General features: G+C 72.9%; 1 protein-coding gene and 1 pseudogene. One reads left to right on the plus strand and one right to left on the minus strand.

Going from position 1 to position 1,302, the window contains the following annotated elements:
* On the minus strand, positions 1-395 hold a 395-nt coding region (locus AB0C69_RS42365; protein ID WP_360362622.1), incomplete at its 3' end, for a glycosyltransferase.
* 230 nt (positions 396-625) lie between these two features.
* On the opposite strand from AB0C69_RS42365, the pseudogene AB0C69_RS42370 reads away from it, so the two are divergent.
* Positions 626-1,207 (plus strand): annotated as a pseudogene (locus AB0C69_RS42370) (carbamoyltransferase N-terminal domain-containing protein); the annotation flags it as partial.
* Between the last annotated feature and the right edge of the window lie 95 nt (positions 1,208-1,302).

Here is a 1,302-nt window from a genome sequence, read left to right on the forward strand (position 1 = left end):
GAGTGCCGCAGCTCCGGGACGATCGGGTCCTCGCGGCCGCCGGGCTCCACCAGGATCCGGCCGGTCACGACGGCGAGCCGCGGATGCGCGTCCAGGAGGGCGGCGGCGCGCGACGGCCCGTCCGGGTCCCACCAGGTGTCGTCGTCCCAGAACGCGACGTAGGGCGTGCGGACGTGGTCGACGGCGAGGTTGCGGGCGACGGCGCCGAGGTTGCGCGGCGAACGGATCAGGGTCGCCTCCGGGAACCGCTCCGCGACGGCGGCGGCGGACCCGTCCCGCGAGGCGTTGTCCACCACGATGACCGGAGCCCGCTCGGTGAGCGCGCGGGCGGCGGCCAGAGTGGTGAGCAGGGACCGCCGCCGGTCCCGGGTGATGACGACGACGGTGAAGCGCATGAACCGGCCACTACCCCCCGCTTTCCCCTCCATGTCCGTAAATGGCGCATCACCTGCAACTTTTATTACGAGCGACTCTTCTGACATCAGCGTTTAGCCACACAGTTCTCGGCAATGTCCCGAATTACCTATAGGGGATTTCGTTCCGGCGGATCCGGCCGGAGCACGGTGCCTACGACGACGGCCACCGGCCCCTCTCCCACCGAACGCTGCGCCGAAACGGGGTACTCATGCGCGTGCTCGGAATCAACGCGATCTTCCATGATCCGGCCGCCGCGCTGGTGTCGGACGGCACCGTCGTCGCCGCGGCCGAGGAGGAGCGCTTCAGCCGCCGCAAGCACGGGAAGCGGCCGGTGCCCTTCTCCGCCTGGGAGGTGCCGGAGCAGGCCGCCCGGTGGTGCCTGGAGGAGGCCGGGCTGGAGCCCGGCGACCTCGACGCCGTCGCCTACTCCTACGATCCCGAGCTCGCCGAACCCGGACTCGGCGGGCACGACGCCCAGTGGGAGCGCCTGCGCACGCTCTACGCCCGCCGCGCCCCGAACTTCCTGGCGACGGCGCTGCCGGGCCTCGACCCCGGGATCGTCCGGTACGTGCCGCACCACGTGGCGCACGCCGCGTCCGCCGCGCTCGCCGCGCCCGGGCCTGGCGAGGGCGACGTGCTGGTCCTGGACGGCCGCGGCGAGTCGCACTCGCACCTCGCCGGGACGTACGAGGGCGGCGAGCTGACGCCGCTGCACGCCCAGCGCCTCCCCCACTCGCTCGGCCTCATGTACGAGGACCTCACCGAGCACCTCGGCTTCCTGCGCTCCAGCACGCGGCGATGGTCAGGACGATGACGACGCCCGCCAGGTCCTCGGCGCGCCCGTACCCGTAGGTGTACCGGCGGGACGGCGGGCGGCGGCCGAGG

The sequence above is a fragment of the Actinomadura sp. NPDC048032 genome (assembly GCF_040653175.1).
GTDB classification, from domain to species: domain Bacteria; phylum Actinomycetota; class Actinomycetes; order Streptosporangiales; family Streptosporangiaceae; genus Spirillospora; species Spirillospora verrucosospora.